Here is a 17,462-nt window from a genome sequence, read left to right on the forward strand (position 1 = left end):
TACGCGACGAGGGCCGGGTCCGAATGGACCCGGCCCTCGGCCGTGTTGCTGGTCAGCGCGTCAGCGCTCGACCTCGCCCTTGATGAAGGACTCGACGGCGGCGTGCGCGTCGTGGTCGGCGTACTGCACCGGCGGGGACTTCATGAAGTACGACGAGGCCGACAGGATCGGGCCGCCGATCTTGCGGTCCAGGGCGATCTTCGCGGCGCGGACGGCGTCGATGATCACACCGGCGGAGTTCGGCGAGTCCCACACCTCGAGCTTGAGCTCGGCGTTGAGCGGGGTGTCACCGAAGGAGCGGCCCTCCAGGCGGATGTACGCCCACTTGCGGTCGTCGAGCCACGGCACGTGGTCGGACGGGCCGATGTGCACGTCGCTCTTGCTCATCTCGTGCGGGATCTGCGAGGTCACCGACTGGGTCTTGGAGATCTTCTTCGAGACCAGCCGCTTGCGCTCCAGCATGTTCATGAAGTCCATGTTGCCGCCGAAGTTGAGCTGGTAGGTGCGCAGCAACTCGACACCGCGGTCCTCGAAGAGCTTCGCCAGGGCGCGGTGAACGATGGTGGCGCCGACCTGGCTCTTGATGTCGTCACCGACGATCGGCAGGCCCGCGTCGGTGAACTTCTGCGCCCACTCGGGGTCGGAGGCGATGAAGACCGGCAGGGCGTTCACGAACGCGCAGCCGGCGTCGATCGCGGCCTGGGCGTAGAACTTGGCGGCCTGCTCGGAGCCGACCGGCAGGTAGCAGACGACGACGTCGACCTGCGCGTCGCGCAGCGCCTGCGCCACGTCGACCGGGGTGGCGTCGGACTCCTCGACGATCTCGCGGTAGTACTGGCCCAGACCGTCGAAGGTCGGACCGCGCTGCACGGTGACGCCGGTCGGCGGCACGTCGCAGAGCTTGATGGTGTTGTTCTCGCTGGCGACGATTGCCTCCGCGAGGTCCATGCCCACCTTCTTGGCGTCCACGTCGAACGCCGCGACGAACTCTACGGCGGAGACGTGGTAGTCGCCGAAGGCGACGTGCATGAGACCCGGGACGCGGTCGTTCGGGTCGGCGTTCCGGTAGTACTCGACGCCCTGAACCAGGGACGAGGCGCAGTTACCCACACCGACGATGGCGACGCGGACGGAGCCCATAGCGTCTGCCTCCTTCTTCTCTGTCACGGCCGCTCTTTCCTGGTCTCTCCAGGCGGAGGCGGGCTGTTGTCTTCTCGTCGGCCACCGGCCGTCCCGTGTGGGACCGTCGGGGCTCGGCCGGAGCGCTCGTTGGCGATGAGCTCCTCCAGCCAGCGGACCTCGCGCTCACAGGCGTCAAGGCCGTGGCGCTGCAGTTCCAAGGTGTAAGCGTCGAGGCGCTCGGCCGCCCGGCCCAGCACGTCGCGAAGACCTTCGCGACGCTCCTCGATCGTGCGTCGGCGACCCTCCAGGATTCGGAGTCGGGTCGCCTGGTCGGTCCGGGCGAAGAACGCGAAGTGCACACCGAAGCCCGTGTCGTCGTACGTCTCGGGCCCGGCCTGCGCGATCAGCTGGGCGAAGCGTTCCTTGCCTTCCGCGGTGATTTTGTAGACCACCCGACCTCGTCGGCTGGTCAGCGCGGGAACCTCCTCGGCGGTCGCGGGTGTCTCGGCGGCTTCGGTGATCCAACCCGCCGCCTGCAGCCGGCGCAGGGTCGGGTAGAGCGAGCCGTAGCTGATCGCCGCCCGGATGGCCCCCAGCTTGGCCGCGAGCTCCTTGCGGAGTTCGTAGCCGTGCATCGGGGCCTCCTGCAGGAGGCCGAGGATGGCGAGCTCGAGCACGGGCGCCATCCTTCCTACCCCGGCACAGGGCCGTTAACCGCCTCGATGTATCGGACCGATACATCGCACGTTAGTACCTCACCAGCGATCAGGGCAAACCCCCGCTCCGGGATGTTCTTGTCACTCATCGTGACGGTGGTCGCCTCGCCCGGCCGGACCGCGTACCCTTCACCGCATGCGTACGCAGCGCCAGGTGGTGGACTACTCGCTGAAGAAGCGGGCGGTGCTGCGTGAGCTCCTCGCCGGTCGGGTCGGCACCTACGACGTCTGCGACGCCTCGCCGTACCTGAAGAACGCCGCCCGGTTCCATGGGGAACCGACCGAGGAGCGCTGCCCGATCTGTCGGAGCGAGAACCTGATCCACGTCCACTACATTTACGGGGACGAGCTCAAGCAGTCCGCCGGCCAGGCGCGCACGTTGGCCGAGTTGCCCGTGCTGGCGATGACGCTGCGTGAGTTCCAGGTCTTCGTGGTGGAGGTGTGCCTCGGCTGTGACTGGAACCATCTCGTCGAGCAGTTCCTGCTCGGCCGGGACGGGCTGGCCGAGGGCGGGTCGGAGCAGGGCGCGGTGGGCGGCGTGACCGCCACCGGGGCCGGCCCGGCGCGAGAGCGAAGGCGAGAGGCGCAACGGTGAACCTGGCTGGACCGGTCGCTACCGGTGCCGTCGACGACGGACACCCCGCCCGGCAGCTCGACGGCCCGATTGGTCCGAATAGTACGTATCTGACGACGTTGCTCCGGTCGCACCGCGAGCGGGCGTCACGTGTGTCAACTCACGGCAACCCGGTGGTGGCGCCCCCGCGTCCCACCGCGACCGGCAGGGTGTGAGGAATGAACTCGTACGGCGATCCCAGTTCCCCGCGTGCGCGGGCCCAGGTACCGGGCTCGAACGGTGACCCCGGCGCGGCTCCGGCCGGCCGGGCCTCGGTCGGCGGCGCGCCCGCCGGCCGGGCCTCGGCGTCGGTGCCGCCCCGCGCGGCGGGAGCGGCCGGTTCAGCCTCGGTGGGCCGCGCGGGCGCAGGACGGGCCTCCGTGCCGGTCTCGCCGGCACCCGGTGGCCGGGCCGGCGCGGGACGGGCGTCCGTTCCGGTGTCCCCGGCCCCCGGCCAGGCCGGCCGCGCCCCGGTGGGCGTCGGCTCCGCCGGGCGGGCGAGCGTCGGATCGGCCGCCGTCGGCGGTCGGGCGGCGGTGGCCCGCGCCGGCGTGGCGCCCGTCTCCGGCGGTGGCCCCGGCGGTCCGGGCGGCCCCAACGGCCCGGGACGCGGCGGCCGCGGTGGCGGACCCGGACCCGGCGACCCGGACGCGGTCGCCCGGGCAAAGAAGCGCAGGCGGGTCAACATGCTGATCGCGGGCTTCGCGGTCTTCATCATGCTCGCCGGCATCGGCGTGATCGGGTTCACCTACTACTCGACCAACGTGGTGCTGCCCAACCAGATCAACCTGCCGTTGGCCACCACGATCTACGCCGCCGACAACAAGACGCCCATCGCCAAGGTGGGTGAGCAGAACCGAACCTTCGTCTCGATCAACCAGATCCCGCAGCACATGCGGGACGCGGTGGCCGCCGCCGAGGACAAGAACTTCTACCGCCACTCCGGTGTGGACTACAAGGGCATCGCCCGGGCCGCCTGGAACAACCTCAGCGGCGGTGACAAGCAGGGCGCCTCGACGATCACCCAGCAGTACGCCCGCAACGCCTACGAGAACCTCCAGGACGACTCGTACGCCCGGAAGGTGAAGGAGGCGATCGTCGCCTCCAAGCTCAATGATCAGTTCACCAAGGAACAGATCATGGAGCACTACCTGAACACCATCTACTTCGGCCGGAACGCGTACGGCATCGAGGCGGCCGCGCAGGCCTACTTCGGCAAGTCCGTGTCGAAGGTCGACGTGGCGGAGGCCGCCGTGCTGGCGGCGTTGATCAAGCAGCCGGAGCCCAGCCTCACCCCGGGAGGCCACAAGGGCTACGACCCGGCGGTCAACCCGACCGACGCCAAGTCCCGGTGGGACTACGTCATCAACAACATGGCCAGCGAGGGCTGGGTCGGCACGCCGAACCACCCGCCGCGTCCCACCGCGTACCCCACCAAGACGCTCCAGACGCCGAAGGAATCGCGGGCGGGCCAGAAGTTCGGGGTCAACAACCCGATCGGCAACGTCGTCAACTACCTCGTGCCCGAGATGCGGGAGAAGAAGCTCTGCACCGACAACGAGGCCGAGGCGACGGATCGCAAGCCGCTCTGCTCGCTCATGCTCAAGCAGGGCGGGTACCGGATCCGGACCACCATCGACATGAAGGTCCAGAATGCGATCACCGGTGCCGCCCAGCGCGCCACCAAGGGCTCGGAGTTGGACGGCGCGCGGAAGAACCTGATGGCGGCGGTGGTGTCGATCGACCCGCGTAACGGCCGCGTGCTCGGCTACTACGGCGGCGACGACGGCACGGGCACCGACTACGCCGGCAAGAACACCGACGCGAGCGGCAACGTCACCGGCGGGCACTCGCCGGGTTCGAGCTTCAAGATCTACACCTTGGCGGCGGCGATCGAGGCGGGCAAGGCCATCGATTCGCGCTGGAAGGGCAAGGCCTTCACCCCCGACGGTGTGAAGTTCCGGGTCAGCAACGCCGGCACCGACAACCCCAGCTGCGGCGACTCCTGCACGCTGCGGGAATCGACCCTGAAGTCGTTGAACGTGCCCTTCTACCACGTCAGCCTCGACATCGGGGCGGACAAGATCGTCGGGATGGCCAAGAAGGCCGGCGTCAGCATGATGTGGCAGACCAACACCAACCCGCCGAAGGGGCACGACCTCACCAAGGAAGACCCCAAGGACCTGGCGCCCAACCCCTTCTACCACGTGGTTGCCTACGGTCAGTACCCCATCACCGTGCTCGACCACGCCAACGGCATCGCCACCTTTGCCAACAAGGGCGTCTACAACAAGGCCCACTTCCTGGTCTCCGCGGAGAAGCAGAACAAGGACACCGGCAAGTGGGAGAAGCTCGGCGGCGAGCAGCTCAAGCCGCAGAAGCGGATCGACCCCAACGTGGTCGCCGACGTCACCAACGTGCTCGAGGACTACCCGGCCAAGGTCAACCACACGCTGGACGGCGGCCGGAAGGCGACCGCCAAGACCGGTACGTGGGAGCTCAAGGAGGGCACCAACGAGAACGGTGACGCCTGGATGGTCGGCTACACCCCGCAGCTCGCCACCGCCGTCTGGGTGGGCAACAAGGGCAAGCGGGAGGCCATCAAGATGAAGGACGGCCGCAACATCAGCGGTTCCCTCATGCCCGGTGACATCTGGGAGCGGGTGATGGACGACTCGCTCAAGGGCGAGGAGAAGCTGGACTTCCCGCCGGCCGCGAACATCGGCGACAAGGAAGCGGGCAACGGCACCCCGCCTCCGCCGCCGCCGCCACTCCCCGGACAGCCGCAGGACTGTGGACCGCTCGGCCTGTTCTGCCCGCAGAACCCCAACGGCGGCGGCAACCAGGGCCCGGGCACCCCGACCGATCCCCGCGGACCGGGCGGCGGCGGCAACGACAACGACGGCGGTGGCGGTGGCGGCATCCTGCCGACCCTGTCACCCCGCCTCCGGGAGTAACCAACCCTGACACCGTCGACGGCGGCCGGACCCCGGGTCCGGCCGCCGTCGCCTTTCCACGAGTTGATTTTCCGGTTGTGGTGCCGCGGGACGGGACGGCGACCCCGGACGTACGGCAGGATGCCTCTTCATGAGCACCCAGTCGACGGCCGGCCTCGACGACGCCGGGACCAGCGACCACCCGTCCCGGTCGGACGGATTCGTCCGAGGCGCCTCCGAGATGATCGGCGGCCCGCTCGGCGACCACGCGGTCGCGCTGGACCGGCCCGCCAGCCGGGAAGGGCGCTTCTGGACCGCCGCGCGGATCGTCCTCGCGCTGGCCTGCCTCACCCTGGCGCTGCACTGGGTGCAGAAGTCGCCCTGCCAGGACGGCGCCTGGCAGAACAACGTGCAGTACACCCGGCTCTGCTACACCGACGTGCTCGCCCTCTACTACGCGGAGGGGCTCAACGAGGGCAAGGTCCCCTACCGGGACCACCCGGTCGAGTACCCGGTGCTCACCGGCTACTTCATGGGCGCGCTCGGTCTGCCGGTGCACAGCCTGGGCGCCGACGACCCGCAGCTCAACCAGGGCCAGTGGTTCTACAACCTCAACGCGCTGACGCTCGGCGCGCTGGCGGTCGCCACCGTCGCGGTGATCCTCGCCCTGCGCCGCCGACGACCCTGGGACGCCGCGCTCTTCGCGCTGGCCCCGGCGCTGCTGCTCACCGCCACGGTCAACTGGGACTTCCTCGCCATCGGGCTGGCCGCCTTCGGCCTGGCCGCGTGGGCCCGACGCCGACCGGCGCTCGCCGGGCTGCTGCTCGGCCTCGGCGGCGCCGCCAAGCTGTGGCCGCTGTTCCTGTTCTGGCCCATCCTGCTGCTCGCGCTGCGGGCCGCTCGGGTGCGCGCCGCGCTGACCGCCATCGGCACCGCGGTGGTCGTGCTGTTGGCGGTCAACCTGCCGGTGGCGATCCCGTACCGGGAGAACTGGTACCGCTTCTTCGAGCTGAACGACACCCGCCCCATCGACTGGGGCACGCTCTGGTACATCGGGCGGTACTTCGACGGCAAGGTGAACACCGGCGTGGCCGGCGACCAGGGGCCGTTCCAGTGGTTGAACACGCACATCCCGACGCTCAACACCCTGTCGTACGCGCTGTTCATCCTGGCCTGCCTCGGCGTGGCCGCGCTGGCGCTGCTGGCCCCCCGCCGGCCCCGACTGGCCCAGCTCGCCTTCCTGGTGGTCGCCGCGTTCCTGATCTTCAGCAAGGTCTGGTCGCAGCAGTTCGTGCTCTGGCTGCTGCCGCTGGCGGTGCTGGCCCGCCCCCGCTGGGGCGCCTTCCTCGCCTGGCAGCTCGCCGAGGTCTGCTACTTCGCCGCCTTCTACGGCGAGCTGCTCGGCGCGGCGACCAGCCGGCCGGTCTTCCCCGAGGGCGTGTTCGTGCTGGCCTCGACGCTCCGGCTGGGCACGGTCGTGCTGCTCTGCGTGCTGGTGATCCGGGACATCCTGCACCCGGAACGCGACGCGGTGCGGCGCACCTACGCCGACGATCCGGACGGCGGCCTCCTAGACGGCGCCCCCGACGCCCCCTGGCTGGCCGACCGCCACACCGCGCACCGTCCGGCACCACCGCCGACCACCGTCACCACCACCGCCTGAAGACCCAGGTCACCGTCACCACCGTCTGGAGACCCCAAGTCCAGGACGGCCTCGGGCCGTCAGGGTTTTCGGGGGAGCCCGGCCGGCGCAGGGATCAAGCCTGACCGCCCGGAGCCGGCCGGGCTCCCCCGAAACCCCACCCGAGCCGGCGTCAGAGACGGAACACCACGGCGTCGCCGACCTCCTCGCGGGTGATGCCGAGCTGGTCGACCGGCGCGTTGACGGTGACCTCCCACGGAGTGCCGACGATCTGGTCGCGCAGCAGCACCACGTTGCGGACGCCGAGCGTGCGCAGGTAGTCCACGCTGGTCTGGTCGGGGAAGGCCAGTGTCACCCGGCGCACCTCGTCGAGCTGGGTGGGGGTGAAGCCACTGCCGCCGTTCACCAGGTCCGGGAAGGTGCTGGTGGACCAGAGCATCACCGGCTGATCGAGGTTCTGGCTGCTCGGCAGCACCAGCATCGGGCCGTCCACGGTCCGCATCGCCACCGGCTGCTCCGGGACCACCGGGTGCGGAGTGACGTTCAACCCCTCCAGCAGGACGAGCAGCACCGGCACCACCGTGGCCACCCGCAGCCACGGCGACGGCCGGTACGGGGCACGCTCGGCGGCGATCTCGCCGACCCGGTCGGCGAAGGCGCTCACCGCACCGGCCGCGAGCAGGCCGAGCAGCAGCGTCGTCCAGAGCATCATCCGCCCCGGGGTGCGCAGCCCGTTCCAGCCCGGGAGGTGCTCGAAGAGCAGGCCGTAGGTGAAGGTGCCGTCGAAGAACCGGGTGCCCATGGCCAGCACCATGGTGACCAGCACCCCGGCGAGCAGCAGCAGCCGCTGCCGCAGCTTCCAGACCGAGAAGAACAGGCCCCCCGCGGCCAGCGCGTAGAGCACGAAGCCGGGCAGCAGGGTCATCTCGGGGTGCCAGGGCAGCGTCGCGCGCGCCGCCTCGTGCAGGTCGCCCCAGACCCGGGACTCCGCCGGGGCGGTGAAGAAGCCCAGCGCCGGCGGCGAGTAGACCCCGATGTCGCCGAGCGTGCGGGCCGCGTTGGGATGCAGCTCCGCGACCTTGAAGTACGGGATGGCCAGCAGCGCGCCCACGCCGGCGAAGATCAGCCCGCCGACCAGGTCCGCGACGAAGAGTCGGGTGCCGAACGGACGCTTCACCGGCCGGAGGACCCAGCGCCGCAGGAACCAGGTCGTGGCCGCGACCAGCACGATGCCGGCCAGGACGTACGCGAACGGCAGGCCGATCCCGAAGCCCAGGCTGAGCTGCCAGGCCGCCACCAGCCACCCGGTGTACGTCCAGCCCTCGTGCCGCCGTTCCGGGCGGTAGCCGTACCGCAGCGACCAGCCGTGACCCCGGGCCAGCATGGCCAGCGCCAGCGGGATGCCGCCGTTGGAGACGATGTGCAGGTGCCCCGCCTGGGCGAGCAGCCACGGGGCGTACGTGTAGCTGACCCCGGCCACCGCGGCCCCCGCGCGGCCCGCTCCCAGCTGCCGAGCCAGCGCGTACGCCCCGAGGGTGGCCAGCGCGTGGGCCAGCACGAACATGATGTTGTAGCGCAGCACGGCCGCCTCGGGACCGATGCCGATCATGCCGGCCGGGGCGTAGCCGAGCAGCATGTCGGAGAAGGCGAAGCTCCACTGCTCCGGGAAGAACGTGTTGGAGTGGAACAACTGGGCCGGCTCGGTCCGCAGGGCGTGCCCCGACCAGGCCATCTGCCAGGCCTGCAGGCTCGGGTCCCAGTAGTCCTGCGGCAGCGTGTAGAGCGGGTAGCGCAGCGTCGGCCAGGTCATGCCCACCGCGAGGGCCAGCGCGGCCAGGGTGGCCAGCGTCCACTCGTGGACCAGGAGCCGACCGACGGCCTGCGCCGCGCGGCGGGGACGCCCCGGCACCGGGTCGGGCGCCGGAGCGAACGCCGACCAGCGGTCCCGCGGCTTTCCGTCGCCGTCCTTCTTCTCGTCGCCGTCGCTCCCGGCCTTGGCGTCGTTCTTCCCGGCGTCGCTGGTGGTGGCCTTGGCGGTGTCCGTGGTCGCGGCCTTGGCGTCGGTGGCGCCGTCTTTTCCGCCGTCGCTGGTGGTGGCCTTCGCGGTGTCCGTGGTCGCGGGCTTCCCGTCGGTGGCGTCGCCCGTCTCCGAGGTTTTCGCGGTGTCCGTGGTCGTGGACTTCGCCTCGGCGGGGTCGCCCGTCTCCGAGGTCTTCGCGGTGTCCGTGGTCGTGGACTTCGCGTTGCTGGCGGCGCCCGTTCCGGCGTGACCGGTGGCGGCCTTCGCGGTGTCCTTCGTCGTGGACTTCGCGTCGGTGGCGTTGTCCGTTCCCGGGGTCCTGGTGGTGGCCGTCGTGGCGGCGCCGTCTGCACCAGTGGCGCCCGGGGGCGTGCTGCCCTGCTCGTCGGGCCCGTCGGTCTGCCCGGTCGGCTGGGCGCCGCCGGTCGCGTTCGTGGTCATCCGGGTCAGGCCCCCGTGCCGAGCTTGTCCCGCAGGAAGGCGATGTCCGCCCCCTGACCCGCGGCCCCGCCGGGCGTCTCCACGATCACCGGCGCGCCGGCGGCGCGGATCACCGCGACCACCAGGTCCGGGTCGATGGTGCCGCCGTCGAGGTTGTCGTGCCGGTCCTGCCCGGAGTTGAACCCGCCCTTGGAGTTGTTGGCGTGGACCAGATCGATCCGACCGGTGATCGCCTTGACCCGGTCGACCAGGTCGAGCAGTTCCTCGCCGCCCGCGTACGCGTGGCAGGTGTCCAGGCAGAAGCCGACCTCGTGGTCGCCGACGGCGTCCCAGAGCCGGGCCAGCGCGTCGAGCCGTCGGGCGCAGGCGTTCTCACCGCCGGCGGTGTTCTCGATCAGCACCGGCACCGGGAAGCCGCCGGAGTCCGCCGCGTACGCGAAGGTCTTGCGCCAGTTGTCGAAGCCGACGGCGAGGTCGTCACCGGCGTTGACATGCCCGCCGTGCACGATCAGCCCCTTGGCGCCGATCTCCGCCGCCGCGGCCGCGTGCCCGAGCAGCAGCTTGCGGCTGGGAATCCGGATCCGGTTGTTCAGGGTGGCCACGTTGATCACGTACGGGGCGTGGACGTAGAGGTCCACCTCGGCGGCGCGCAGCCGGGCCGCGTCCTCGCGGGGTTTCGGGGCCTTCCATCCCTGCGGGTCGGAGAGGAAGAACTGCACCGCCTCGGCGGAACGGGCGGCCGCCTCCGCCAACGGGTCGGCCTGGTCGACGTGGGCTCCGATACGCATGCAGGCGAGCCTACGTCGCATCCCCGACGCCCGGGGTGACGGAGGCGGGAGTCGGGGCACCGGATGCCGCCCGCTCGCGTCACCGTCGGGGCGGGCGTTCGTTTACCCGGGTGGGATCGATGCCGGGCTTTTCCGGCCCGCAGGGCCAGGGGCACCACGGTCGATCCCGGTGCGGGGTCACCCCCCGTCGTGCGGCCCGGCACGTCGGGGGCGGGACCCGCCCGACCTGGTCCACCGACCACCGACGGGAATCTCGGACTAATAGTTGCATTTCCACCAACTAGTGACGAGAGCCGTTGTACCGTCGGATAACAACAGGAAAGAGCTCCGCGGGGCGTCCTCGATCCAACCTCATCGGTGTGGTCGTTCCTCCCCAGGTCCCACCCAAGGAATGCGGACGGGACGCCCCGCGGTCCATGTGGACAGGGGTCCGCCACCGGCCTTCGGGCGTCGGGGCGGGCCCCTGTCGCCACGCCCGGCCGACGGGTCCGGCCTGCCCGGGCATGATCGTCCGGACCGGGTATCCTGGTCCGGTTGTCCGCGTCCGGCCGGGTTCCCCCGGACCCGGGAGCGGACAGCGACGCACGACCTCCTGCCACGGAAGGACCGTGGCCGCCAAGCCCACAGGAGGTGAGCACGTCTTGCGTCATTACGAAGTAATGGTGATCCTCGACCCCAGTCTCGAGGAGCGCACCGTCGCCCCGTCGCTCGACACGTACCTGAACGTGATCCGGACCGCGGGTGGCTCGGTGGAGAAGACCGACGTGTGGGGCCGCCGGCGCCTCGCGTACGAGATCAACAAGAAGGCCGAAGGCATCTACGCCGTCATCGACCTGCAGGCGACGCCGGAGGCGGTGGCCGAGCTGGACCGTCAGCTGCGGCTCAACGAGTCCGTGCTGCGCACCAAGGTCATCCGGCCGGAGATGCGCTAAGCATTCAAATCCCGGTTCGCCCGGATCAGCCTCATCGCCACTGTCACACGGCTCTGAGAGCCTGTACGGCAGAACGATGAGTGCGCGAGGAGATGGTCATGGCAGGAGACACCACCATCACGGTCATCGGCAACCTGACCGATGACCCCGAGTTGCGGTTCACCCCGTCCGGTGCGGCGGTCGCCAAGTTCCGGGTCGCTTCGACGCCCCGGTTCATGGACAAGGCCTCCGGCGAGTGGAAGGACGGCGAGCCGCTCTTCCTGGCCTGCACCGTGTGGCGGCAGGCGGCGGAGCACGTCGCCGAGTCGCTCCAGCGGGGCGCCCGCGTGATCGTCTCGGGTCGGCTGCGTCAGCGGTCGTACGAGACCCGCGAGGGTGAGAAGCGCACCGTCATCGAGCTCGAGGTCGACGAGATCGGCCCGTCGCTGCGCTACGCCACGGCGAAGGTGCAGAAGATGTCGCGCTCGGGTGGCGCCGGCGGCGGTGGCTTCGGTTCTGGTGGCGGTGGTGGCCAGGGTGGCGGCGGAGGCAACTTCGACGACCCCTGGGCTTCGGCCGCGCCGTCTCCGTCGCGCTCCGGTTCGGGCGGCGGAAACTTCGACGAGGAGCCCCCGTTCTAATGGCGCCGAGCGCCCGCGATCGCAAACCAGGAGCACGAGCAATGGCCAAGGCTGCGGCACTTCGCAAGCCGAAGAAGAAGGTGAACCCGCTCGACAAGGACGGGATCACCTACATCGACTACAAGGACACCGCGCTGCTGCGCAAGTTCATCTCCGACCGCGGCAAGATCCGCGCTCGGCGGGTGACCGGCGTGACCTCGCAGCAGCAGCGGCAGATCGCCCGTGCGGTCAAGAACGCCCGTGAGATGGCGCTCCTGCCGTACACCGCCACGGCCCGCTGAGAGGAGGCACCGACATGAAGATCATCCTGACCCAGGAAGTTTCCGGTCTCGGTGCCCCCGGCGACATCGTCGAGGTCAAGAACGGCTACGGCCGTAACTACCTGCTGCCGCAGGGCTTCGCGATCAGCTGGACCAAGGGTGCGGAGAAGCAGGTCACGGTCATCAAGCGGGCCCGCTCGGCCCGCGAGATCCGCGACCTCGGCCACGCCAACGAGGTCAAGGACCAGCTCGAAGGTCTGAAGGTCAACCTGAAGGCCCGCGCCGGTGACGGCGGTCGGCTCTTCGGCTCGGTCACTTCGGCCGAGATCGTCGACGCCGTCAAGGCGGCCGGCGGCCCGACCCTCGACCGTCGTCGGCTGGAGCTGCCCGGTCACATCAAGTCGACCGGCTCCTACCCGGTGCGGGTCAAGCTGCACCCCGAGGTGACCGCCAAGTTCGACCTCAACGTCGTTCAGGGCTGACACCCACCGCACGACGAAAGGGCCCGCACCGGACTCCGGTGCGGGCCCTTTCGCATGCCCTCGTTGCGACTGGCCCCGGGCTCAGCCGATCGGCTGGCCGGTCACCGCGCTGATCATGACCGTGGACAGGCCCCCGCCGACCACCGCTGCGGCCAGCGCCACCGTCGCCGACCGCCAGGTCGTGCCCACCCGGCGCAGCAGCCCCGCGACGACGAGGCTGCTCACCAGCGCCAGCCCGAAGCGCGGCGCCCCGGCCACCAACGACGCGAAGGCGTGCGCCCGCGGCGAATCGCAGCCGCCGCCGCTGATGTCCGTCACGCACCCCGCTGGCGCCTGGCCGTCCAGGGTCAGCAGCCACCCGAAGACCAGCGCCGCCGGCACCAGATAGCAGGCGGCGGTGTAGAGCAGCGGACGCAGCGGACCACCCGGATCCGGGTCCAGCAGGTCGTCCTCCAGGCGGCGGTTCCACACCCCGCCGCCGACCGAATCGATCCGGTCACGCCACGACGGCGCGGCGACCGGCGCGGCCGGCTCCAGGCGACGACGGGGAGACGGGCGCGGCCGTGGTGCGGTGTAGGCGATCGCCGGCGACCGGGGCGCCGAGGATGGCGGATCCATCCACCGCGGATCGTCCCCGGCCAGCCGCGTGCCCGACCAGAACCCGTCCGGCTGCTCCGGCCACGACCAACCCTCACCGGTCACCGGCTCCGCCGACCGGGGCGGCTCGGTACGGTCCCAGCGGCTGACGTCGGTGCGGTCCTCCCACCGGCTGACGTCGGTGCGGTCGTCCCACCGGCTCGGCTCCTCGTACCGGTCCCGCCGGGCCAGGTCGCCACGGTCCCACTGGCCGGTGTCGGTGAACCGGTCCCACTGGCCGGTGCTGTCGCCCTGATCCCAGCGGGTGGCGCCACCGGCGGCGTCCCAGCGGTCCTCGGGGCCCGAGCGCTGCCAGGCGTGCACCCCGGAGGCGTCCCACGGGTCCACCGCCGGCCGGTACTCCGGTTCCGGCTCCGCCACCGGCTCGGTACGGCTCCACGGGTCGACCGCCGGGCGGGACCAGGCGTCGGCCGAGGCGCGCCGGCTGCGCCGGGTCGGCCGCTCCACCTCCCGCGCGGCCGGCTCCTCGTCGGACTCCTCGACACCCGACCAGATCACCTGGGGACGGCGCGAGGGCGACCGGCGTGGACGGGGCGTCGGCGCGGCACCGGAGACCGGCTCGTCCTCCACGGAGTCGGCGCGCCGGCTGCCGACGTACCCCTGCTCCTGCGGACGGTCGAAGGTCCACTCGCGGGTGTGGTCGGACTCGGCCGCGGCGCCGATCGCCCGGGGCTCGCCCCAGCTGCGCTCGCTGCGCCGCCCGCCCCCGGAGACCGGGCGGCGGTCGTCGTACTCGTCGTCGTCCGGCGCGGCGTGCCGGCCCCGGCCGTCGGCGTGCGCGATGCCCGACTCCACGGCCCAGCGCGGCAGGTAGGCGTCGACCGGCTCCTGCTGGCCGCGCTCGACGGCCCGCCGTCGGCTCGGGGTGCGGTAGCCCTCGGCCGCGTACCGGTAGGGATCGGCCGGGACAGCCTCGCCGAAGTCGTCCCACGGGGCGACCGGCTGACGCTCGCGCGGGCTGCCCTCCCCGCGCTCCCAGTCCCGGTAACTCACGGCCGGAGCGTGACCCTTCTCAACCGAAAGCGCAATCCGCTGTCCAGGTGTAGCCGTTCCCAGCAGATAGTACGGGAAATCCGACCCTAAAGCCTTACCGGAAAATACCCGTCCACAGGGTGGGGATGATGTTTCCGCAGGTCAGAGCCAAACGGCCCAGAATTCCCCACCGGTTTTCCACAACCTGTGCACACGCTGCGCACATGCTCGTCCACTCCATCCACAGGTTGTCCCGAGGCTCGTCCACCGGCCTGGTTGGGGTCTGACCTCGGGTTCCGTATCGTGGGGCACCGACCGGTCGCGCGATCGTCCCCGATCGACCGGCCGGGTCGATCGGAAGTTGTCGCACCCGGCCGGTAGAGCTGGTATCGACCCGACGCAGTGGAGGGGGATCCGTGTCGGTCACCGACGACATGCGGGCGGAGCCCCGGGCCGGCGGGCAGCCGCCCGCCCCCGCGCAGCGCGACGGGCAGTTCGACAAGACCCCACCGCAGGATGTCGCCGCCGAGCAGTGCGTCATCGGCGGCATGCTGCTCTCCAAGGACGCCATCGCCGACGTCGTGGAGATCCTGAAGTCGAGCGACTTCTACCGACCGGTGCACGCCACCATCTTCGACGCCATCCTGGACATCTACGGCCGGGGTGAGCCGGCCGACGGGATCACCGTCGCGGCCGCCCTGGCCGACTCCGGCGATCTCGCCCGGATCGGCGGCGCCCCCTATCTGCACACCTGTATGGCCGCAGTGCCGACAGCAGCGAACGCCGCGTACTACGCCCGGATCGTCGGCGAGCGCGCGGTGCTTCGTCGGCTGGTCGAGGCCGGCACGCGGATCGTGCAGCTCGGCTACGGCACCGCTGCCGGCGGTAGTCGGGACGTCGACGACGTGGTTGACCTCGCGCAGCAGGCGGTCTACGAGATCACCGAGCGCCGGGTCAGCGAGGACTTCGCGGTGCTGGCCGACATGCTCCAGCCGACGCTCGACGAGATCGAGGCGGTCGGGGCGCAGGGCGGGGTGATGACCGGCGTGCCGACCGGCTTCACCGACCTGGACCGGCTGCTCAACGGCCTGCACCCGGGGCAACTCATCATCGTGGCCGGCCGGCCTGGTTTGGGTAAGGCGCTCGCCCTGGACACCCCGCTGCCGACCCCGGACGGCTGGACCACCATGGGCGAGGTCCAGGTCGGCGACCAGCTGATCGCCGCCGACGGGCGGCCGACAACGATCACCGCGGCCTTCGACGTCCGGTACGACCGTCCCTGCTACGAGGTCGAGTTCTCCGACGGCAGCGTCATCGTGGCCGACGCCGAGCATCTGTGGAAGACCACCACCCGGGCCAGCCGCCGTCAGCCCGAGTCGCGACTCCGGTCGCATTGGCCGCAGTCGTCCCTGGCGAAGGTTGGTGCGGCGGAGGCGGCCGCCGGTGCCGAGCCTCGGCGACTGGTCACCCTCGCGCAGACCCTCGAACTCGTCGGCTCCGAGTTCAAGAACGTGCTGCACACCGTCGCGCGTGAGGTCGGCGCGAACGGCCGGGTCAGCCGACCGGTCACCCGGGCGGGCAACACACGGAACTGGACCGCACCGGGCTACCCCGCCGGCCCGCTCCTGACCGGGCTGCGGGAGCGCGCCGAACGTCCGGTCAACGCCGGTGCCCGGGTCCGGCACGACGGTGTCGTCACCACCGCCGAGATCGCAGCGACGTTGCGTACCGGCGCGGACGGCCGGCTCAACCACGCCGTCGAGAACGCCGCTCCGTTGCAACTGCCGGAGCGGGAGCTGCCGATCCCGCCGTACACGCTCGGGGTCTGGCTGGGGGACGGGCACTCCGACGCGAGCCGCTTCACCACCGCCGATCCCGAGCTGGTCGACCACGTCGTGCGGGACGGCTTCGTGGTGCGTCCGAGCGGCCCGCTGCTCTACACCATCGTGCTCCCCGAGGTGCCCGCTCCGGCCGGCCGGCGCTGCGTCGACTGCGGCTCGTCCACCCGGGCCCTGCGGGAAAACCCGTCGACGCGGCGGTGCGCCGAGTGCCACGGGCGGCACGGATCGTTCCGCGCGCTGCTCCGGGCTCTCGGGGTGTCGCCGGAGAAGCACATCCCGCAGGAGTACCTGCGGGCGTCGGAGGCCCAGCGACGCGCCCTGCTCGCCGGCCTGATGGACACCGACGGGACGGTCGCCCCCACCGGCAACCTGCAGTACACCTCGACGTCGAAGCGGCTGGCGGAGGGCGTCCGCGAGCTGATCGTGAGCCTCGGATACCGCTGCACGATCAACGAGAAGCCGGTACGCGGCCGCAGCGCCGCGTCGTCCATCGGGTACACGCTGAACTTCTCCACGCCCGACACGGTCTTCCGGTTGGAGCGGAAGCGGTCCGCCCACGCCGCACGGCGCCGGACGTCGTCCGACGTCCGGACCACCTCCCGTTACATCGTGGACGTCCGGCCGGTGCCCAGCGTGCCGGTCCGCTGCGTGACCGTGGACAACCCGGAGCACCTCTACCTGGCGGGCCGGGCGATGATCCCGACGCACAACAGCACCGCCAGCATGGACTTCGCCCGAAATGCCGCTATCCGTGCCAACCAGGCGGCGGCGATCTTCTCGCTGGAAATGAGCAAGGTCGAGATCGTCATGCGACTGCTCTCGGCCGAGGCGCGGGTTCCGCTGCACGTGCTCCGCAGCGGCCAGCTCTCCGACGACGACTGGACCAAGCTGGCCCGCTGCATGGGCGAGATCAGCGAGGCACCGCTCTTCGTCGACGACACGCCGAGCATGAACCTGATGGAGATCCGGGCGAAGGCGCGCCGGCTCAAGCAGAAGCACGACCTCAAGATGATCGTGGTCGACTACCTCCAGCTGATGACCTCACCGAAGCGGACCGAGAGCCGCCAGCAGGAGGTCGCGGACCTCTCCCGTGGCCTGAAGCTGCTGGCCAAGGAGGTCGAGTGCCCGGTGATCGCGGTGAGCCAGCTGAACCGTGGCCCCGAGCAGCGGACCGACAAGCGCCCCCAGCTGTCCGACCTGCGTGAGTCGGGATCGATCGAGCAGGATGCCGATGTCGTCATCCTGCTGCACCGCGACGACTACTACGACAAGGAGTCGCCCCGCGCCGGCGAGGCGGACTTCATCGTCGCCAAGCACCGAAACGGGCCCACCGACAGCATCACTGTCGCCGCCCAGCTGCACCTCTCCCGCTTCGTCGACATGGCGATCGTCTGACCGTCGCCCGGCGACCGTCCGGCCA

The 17,462-nt window shown here is 70.9% G+C and carries 13 protein-coding genes; 8 read left to right on the top strand and 5 right to left on the bottom strand.

Annotated elements, in window-relative coordinates; genetic code table 11:
- Nucleotides 1-60: 60 nt before the first annotated feature.
- Both FHX75_RS16840 and FHX75_RS16845 read right to left on the bottom strand, forming a co-directional pair.
- Nucleotides 61-1,140: an inositol-3-phosphate synthase gene (locus tag FHX75_RS16840; protein WP_154941066.1), complete on the bottom strand. Its 1,080-nt coding sequence runs from the start codon at nucleotides 1,138-1,140 to the stop codon at nucleotides 61-63.
- Nucleotides 1,141-1,163: 23 nt separating this feature from the next.
- Nucleotides 1,164-1,799: a PadR family transcriptional regulator gene (locus FHX75_RS16845; protein WP_154941068.1), complete on the bottom strand. Its 636-nt coding sequence runs from the start codon at nucleotides 1,797-1,799 to the stop codon at nucleotides 1,164-1,166.
- Nucleotides 1,800-1,974: 175 nt separating this feature from the next.
- On the opposite strand from FHX75_RS16845, the gene FHX75_RS16850 reads away from it, so the two are divergent.
- The 3 genes from FHX75_RS16850 (at nucleotide 1,975) to FHX75_RS16860 (ending at nucleotide 7,050) form a co-directional block, all read left to right on the top strand.
- Entirely contained in the window at nucleotides 1,975-2,433 is a 459-nt protein-coding gene (locus tag FHX75_RS16850) for a DUF5318 domain-containing protein (protein ID WP_154941070.1), read from the top strand.
- A 197-nt stretch (nucleotides 2,434-2,630) separates the two neighbouring features.
- A complete protein-coding gene (locus FHX75_RS16855; protein ID WP_154941072.1) occupies nucleotides 2,631-5,408 on the top strand; it encodes a transglycosylase domain-containing protein in 2,778 nt (925 codons plus the stop codon).
- A gap of 130 nt (nucleotides 5,409-5,538) precedes the next feature.
- Complete coding sequence (locus tag FHX75_RS16860; RefSeq protein ID WP_154941074.1) at nucleotides 5,539-7,050, top strand: glycosyltransferase family 87 protein; 1,512 nt, start codon at nucleotides 5,539-5,541, stop codon at nucleotides 7,048-7,050.
- 151 nt (nucleotides 7,051-7,201) lie between these two features.
- On the opposite strand, the gene FHX75_RS16865 is transcribed toward FHX75_RS16860, so the two are convergent.
- Both FHX75_RS16865 and FHX75_RS16870 read right to left on the bottom strand, forming a co-directional pair.
- Nucleotides 7,202-9,490, bottom strand: a complete 2,289-nt coding sequence (locus FHX75_RS16865; protein WP_154941076.1) for a hypothetical protein — start codon at nucleotides 9,488-9,490, stop codon at nucleotides 7,202-7,204.
- A gap of 5 nt (nucleotides 9,491-9,495) precedes the next feature.
- On the bottom strand, nucleotides 9,496-10,278 hold the full coding sequence (locus FHX75_RS16870; protein WP_154941078.1) for a deoxyribonuclease IV: 783 nt from the start codon (nucleotides 10,276-10,278) through the stop codon (nucleotides 9,496-9,498).
- 641 nt (nucleotides 10,279-10,919) lie between these two features.
- On the opposite strand from FHX75_RS16870, the gene rpsF reads away from it, so the two are divergent.
- The 4 genes from rpsF to rplI all read left to right on the top strand — a co-directional run bounded on the left by rpsF (nucleotide 10,920) and on the right by rplI (nucleotide 12,572).
- Nucleotides 10,920-11,210 carry a 30S ribosomal protein S6 gene (rpsF, locus tag FHX75_RS16875; RefSeq protein ID WP_120328341.1) on the top strand — a complete coding sequence of 97 codons (291 nt, stop codon included), beginning with the start codon at nucleotides 10,920-10,922 and terminating at the stop codon, nucleotides 11,208-11,210.
- Nucleotides 11,211-11,290: 80 nt separating this feature from the next.
- Nucleotides 11,291-11,830 (top strand): single-stranded DNA-binding protein, encoded by a 540-nt coding sequence (locus FHX75_RS16880; RefSeq protein ID WP_211364484.1) that lies wholly within the window; start codon nucleotides 11,291-11,293, stop codon nucleotides 11,828-11,830.
- A 41-nt stretch (nucleotides 11,831-11,871) separates the two neighbouring features.
- Nucleotides 11,872-12,111 (top strand): 30S ribosomal protein S18, encoded by a 240-nt coding sequence (gene rpsR / locus FHX75_RS16885; RefSeq protein ID WP_007073789.1) that lies wholly within the window; start codon nucleotides 11,872-11,874, stop codon nucleotides 12,109-12,111.
- A 14-nt stretch (nucleotides 12,112-12,125) separates the two neighbouring features.
- Nucleotides 12,126-12,572: a 50S ribosomal protein L9 gene (rplI, locus tag FHX75_RS16890; protein WP_154941082.1), complete on the top strand. Its 447-nt coding sequence runs from the start codon at nucleotides 12,126-12,128 to the stop codon at nucleotides 12,570-12,572.
- Between the two features lie 81 nt (nucleotides 12,573-12,653).
- On the opposite strand, the gene FHX75_RS16895 is transcribed toward rplI, so the two are convergent.
- The gene (locus tag FHX75_RS16895; RefSeq protein ID WP_154941084.1) at nucleotides 12,654-14,222 is read right to left on the bottom strand and encodes a hypothetical protein; all 1,569 of its coding nucleotides are present in this window, start codon (nucleotides 14,220-14,222) and stop codon (nucleotides 12,654-12,656) included.
- A 395-nt stretch (nucleotides 14,223-14,617) separates the two neighbouring features.
- On the opposite strand from FHX75_RS16895, the gene dnaB reads away from it, so the two are divergent.
- Nucleotides 14,618-17,437: a replicative DNA helicase gene (dnaB, locus tag FHX75_RS16900; protein ID WP_154941086.1), complete on the top strand. Its 2,820-nt coding sequence runs from the start codon at nucleotides 14,618-14,620 to the stop codon at nucleotides 17,435-17,437.
- The last annotated feature ends 25 nt before the right edge of the window (nucleotides 17,438-17,462 follow it).

This window comes from Micromonospora palomenae, from assembly GCF_007829925.1.
Classification (GTDB): Bacteria; Actinomycetota; Actinomycetes; order Mycobacteriales; family Micromonosporaceae; genus Micromonospora; species Micromonospora purpureochromogenes.

Excerpts from the sequence above, each read along its gene's own strand:
- FHX75_RS16840 (WP_154941066.1), bottom strand. The coding sequence starts at position 1,140 with ATGGGCTCCGTCCGCGTCGCCATCGTCGGTGTGGGTAACTGCGCCTCG.
- FHX75_RS16850 (WP_154941070.1), top strand. The coding sequence starts at position 1,975 with ATGCGTACGCAGCGCCAGGTGGTGGACTACTCGCTGAAGAAGCGGGCG.
- FHX75_RS16855 (WP_154941072.1), top strand. The coding sequence starts at position 2,631 with ATGAACTCGTACGGCGATCCCAGTTCCCCGCGTGCGCGGGCCCAGGTA.
- FHX75_RS16860 (WP_154941074.1), top strand. The coding sequence starts at position 5,539 with ATGAGCACCCAGTCGACGGCCGGCCTCGACGACGCCGGGACCAGCGAC.
- FHX75_RS16865 (WP_154941076.1), bottom strand. The coding sequence starts at position 9,490 with ATGACCACGAACGCGACCGGCGGCGCCCAGCCGACCGGGCAGACCGAC.
- FHX75_RS16870 (WP_154941078.1), bottom strand. The coding sequence starts at position 10,278 with ATGCGTATCGGAGCCCACGTCGACCAGGCCGACCCGTTGGCGGAGGCG.
- rpsR (WP_007073789.1), top strand. The coding sequence starts at position 11,872 with ATGGCCAAGGCTGCGGCACTTCGCAAGCCGAAGAAGAAGGTGAACCCG.
- rplI (WP_154941082.1), top strand. The coding sequence starts at position 12,126 with ATGAAGATCATCCTGACCCAGGAAGTTTCCGGTCTCGGTGCCCCCGGC.